A 4,039-nucleotide genomic window follows, 5' to 3' on the forward strand; every position below is an offset into this window, starting at 1 on the left:
TCCTCACAGCGACGCCCTGTTATTCAGATAAAACGGCACCTCTACATGCCTGCTCGAATTGTCGAGGATCATCTTTGCCGCAATAGTTCCCATTTCACGGAAGTCTGTGGAAATAGTGGTGATTCCGTTCAGGATAATTTTTTTAAGGGGAGTCTCATTATAAGAAATAACCCCCACGTCCTTCCCGACCTGCATATTTTGCTGCACCAGCCGTTCTATCAGCACCACCAGGTCATTTTCCATCAGGTTGATATAAACCTCGCCGGCCTCAATAGGTTCCGCAGAGATATCGCTGATGATCTTATGATTAAAGGCATACTGCCTGCAGAACTTCAAATACCCTTTCTTAATTTCCTTCGGATAATAGCTGTGTTCGGGGAAAATCAGTTTTATCGTATGATACTTACTCAGCATTTCCTTTGCCTGTTCCAGCGCACTGTAAATATCCTTCTCAAAATTTTCATAAACCGCAGCATACTCGCCTGACAGGCCCGGAATAACTTTATCCAGGATAATAAGCTTTTCCCTTGGTATTGTATCGATGATCTCAAATGCCTTTTCCTCCCCTTCAATAAAATGCGGAATGATCACATAATGCGAGTACCCCTCCATCTTATTGTCCAGCAGCTTCTTGAAGAGCATATAATCGCTGTTATAAATATAGAAATCCACGGGTACCTGCTCACCGAGAGTTTGAACAAAGGCGTCGTAAATGATCTTCTTATGGGAGCTCAGCTTATTGAAAAAGAGACAGATCCGGAGCGTCTGCCTGAATTCCGTACAGGTGATAAAGTAGCCTTTCCCCGGAATCGAGCCCAGGACTCCGATATTCTTAAGATATTTATACCCCTTCTCAGCTGTATCCCTTGAGATTTCAAGCTCATAGCTGAGTTCATTGATCGAGGGAAGCATATCATTCTTCTTAATCTTCCCGGCTTCTATGGCAATAAGTATCGAATTGGTAAGCTGCAGATACTTGGGAGTTGCAGAATACTCGTCGATATGTATATGCTCAAAAATTTTGACAGGCTTCATTGGCTATACAAATGAAAATCACGCCTAATATACGTTATTATGACAGTAAGCATCATGATTAGAAACATCAATTCCTGATTTAATCAGAATATGGAATAATTCTAACCGTTCCCCCGAGGCCTGAAGGCTGAACCTTCCAGTTTGACGCATTCAGTGGTTTGTAATTGATGTCGACGATATTCGCATCATGGAACTTTTTCCACTCAATACCGTTACGGTCCATATACCTGATCCGGTTCGCCATCAGGTTGGCTACCTCTATGCGGATAGTATTTTTTCCAGGCCGTAAAAACTTACCTATGCGCAACCTGTACGGAATACTCCAGGCGGTTCCCGCTTCCTGCCCATTGATCCAAACCCGTGCACTTTCCATCACGTTTCCGAGATCAAGAACAAACTCAGAAGCTTTCACTTTAGGAAAGTTAAAAGAGACCGTATAGTCGGCCAGCCCTGAGAAATTCAGAGCAGCAGTATCTGCAAGGCTGGTCCACTCCTTCGGGCGGTCAAGTTCTGTATCCTTTGGAATTGCAGGCCCTCCGCTTGCAAAATGAAGCTTCCATCGTCCTTTCACTTCGATGGGCTGCAAAGCCTTATTGAGATACGGCCAGCGCTCACCACAAGCAACGCCTGATGAAAGAACTTTTACGATCATCGCTTCTCCCGGTTGTATCTGCAACCTCACCTTTATTCCATCAGAAACCTTCGAAAAAGATGCAGAACCAGAGGACCCCGTCTGAGGATCCATTAAAATAACAGCGCCTGCTTCAATCCGGAATGGAACATCCCCGTCTATCGCCTTCGCTGTATGGTTAACCAGGTAATAATACTTCTCAGTCCCGTTCTCCCTCCGAATAAACTTCAGACCAGTATCTGTTAATGTCTCTCTCAATATCCCGGCATATTCCAGTGCTGCGTTCACATCAGAGGCCAGGATGACCTTTCCTGCTCCCCTGCTGGTCATTTTGATCTTTTCATTTACATCCGAAAGCGTTAATTGACCAGTCAGCTGTTTCAGCCTTCCGCGCCTGGCTTCGAGATCCCCCAGTCCGGGTACGTCTTCCGGCATAGCCTGGAAGATGACAATTGCCCCTTCTTCAGCAAGCCGGAGTATTTTTTCAAAAGTTTCAACAGGCATCAACTCCAGTTTCGGTACAAGCAGCACCTTGTAAGGAGCAGAATTCGCCGAGGTCCGGATCCCTCCGCTGCTTACAGATGAGCCGCTAAGCTGCCTGTCCGAAATAAAATCAAGCGAATATCCGGCGTTTTGAAGTTCTGTAACATCTCTATAAAATGCAGTAGGATGAAGCCATTCATCAATATCATGCACCTTCAGGGGCATATCTCTGCCTGTCGGCCTGTTCCACGCATCATATACCGGCCAGTAAAGAAGTATTTCATTATCAGCCTTACCACTCTGCAGAACCGACTGCACCCGGGTGATATAAGAAGTCAGGCCGGGCAAGTGCGGCCAAAAGCTGTTAGACGGCACAAAGTTGACAGAAGCATAAAAAAGCCATCCCGGCCACGAGGCCTCCCGGGGAGAATACGTAGTACCGTGAAAGAAAACATGATTGATCCCTGATAAAAAGACCTGCTCCACTTCAGGCTTACACTGAGACAAAGACGTTTTAAAATGTTCGGTAAGCCATGTAAACGTTTCACAGGAAATAAGATTATGACCGGCCACGTGCCCGGCAGAAGACGCGAATTTCAGCATGACGGGATCTGGGTCCACATTCCGGATATCGGCACTGTCCCTTCTGAGCCCGGGAACAGCAAAGTAGCTCGATCCGAACGTTTCACATTCCGGAATATCCACTGCAGCATAGAGATCAAGAAGGTTTCCCGGGGAACCATGGGCTTGATTACGGGTGATGGCTTGATATTTCCGTGACCAGGCGGTCCAGGGCCGGGTAAAATTCTCAAGCAGCATTTCAGCCATCGTCTCCCTGTAATCAGATTTCAGCCTGGCTGTGTGACCGGAGGTTTCCTTCCCCGTAAACTCACGGATATTTAAACGCAGATCATACCCTCTTCTTTTCTTGAAGAATTCCAGAAAATCTTCCGTCCAGTCGGCATTATATACCTCGTAGCTGTCATTGTAGAAAGCGCGTACACCAGGGGAATGTCCGCCAAAAGCCTGATCAAACCGATCCAGATACCGGTCGAGCGCCGGACGCGAAAAATGATCCAGCGTAAACCCTTCTCCTCCCGGAGAGGAACGCTTGACCATCTGCCGTGTTTTGCCGTTAAAAGCTGCGTAGATTTCCCATTCCCCCGAAGCCGGTTTCCAGTTAAGCGTACCGTCTGCACCGACTTTACCGGCCAGCTGCAAGACCTCCCCCTTATTACTGTAAGCAGTAACAAACTGCAGCTTTGCCGCATCCTGCTTAGGATCATCCACCTTTATCTTCTCCTTCAAAACATTTCCCCCGGTAAGCTTATAGGTCTGAACGATAAGCTTAGACGCCGCATACGGAGCAGAGATCTGAGGCCCGCCGAAAGGCCAGCCGGTACCATTCGTCAGATCTACCCCCATACCAAACTCAGATGCTTTCTTTACCGTAAATCCCAGCATATTCATCCACTTCGGCGACAAATAATCAATATACTGGCCTTCATATCCCTTCACCCCATAGATCGGCGCAATTTCCACTCCCCCGATCCCTGCTTTCCTGTAAAGGTCGAGGGAAAATGTCAGATCTTTTTCATTGACCGCATTTCCCATCCACCACCATCTTGTCCACGGCCGCATCTCCTTTGTAACCTCCGGCCAAACCGGCTGCGCATTCACACCAGGTGAAGAAAAGACAGCTGCAGCCGTCCATACAAGCGCGATATAAAATCTCTTTTTCAATTTTCTTTAGATATGGATGGCTATCGGCGGTCAGCTGTCAGCCATCAGCTTTCTGAACACTTTTATCTTATCAGCTTCCAGTATAACACATAACGTTAAATCCTGGCATCGGCCCCCCTCCTCTTTCCATCTATTTACATGCCGCCC

Annotated in this window: 2 protein-coding genes; both read right to left on the reverse strand. The window is 47.1% G+C overall.

Translation table 11 applies throughout. The features are described from left to right. Positions 1 to 3 precede the first annotated feature (3 nt). Positions 4 to 1,035: a substrate-binding domain-containing protein gene (locus DDR33_RS19150; RefSeq protein ID WP_109417418.1), complete on the reverse strand. Its 1,032-nt coding sequence runs from the start codon at positions 1,033 to 1,035 to the stop codon at positions 4 to 6. A 79-nt stretch (positions 1,036 to 1,114) separates the two neighbouring features. Next, a complete protein-coding gene (locus tag DDR33_RS19155) occupies positions 1,115 to 3,892 on the reverse strand; it encodes a glycosyl hydrolase (protein ID WP_238387864.1) in 2,778 nt (925 codons plus the stop codon). Positions 3,893 to 4,039 lie beyond the last annotated feature (147 nt).

This window comes from Pararcticibacter amylolyticus, assembly GCF_003130405.1.
In the GTDB taxonomy this organism is placed as follows: Bacteria; Bacteroidota; Bacteroidia; order Sphingobacteriales; family Sphingobacteriaceae; genus Arcticibacter; species Arcticibacter amylolyticus.

Coding starts and splice junctions, on each gene's coding strand:
- DDR33_RS19150 (WP_109417418.1), bottom strand. CDS start 1,035: ATGAAGCCTGTCAAAATTTTTGAGCATATACATATCGACGAGTATTCT.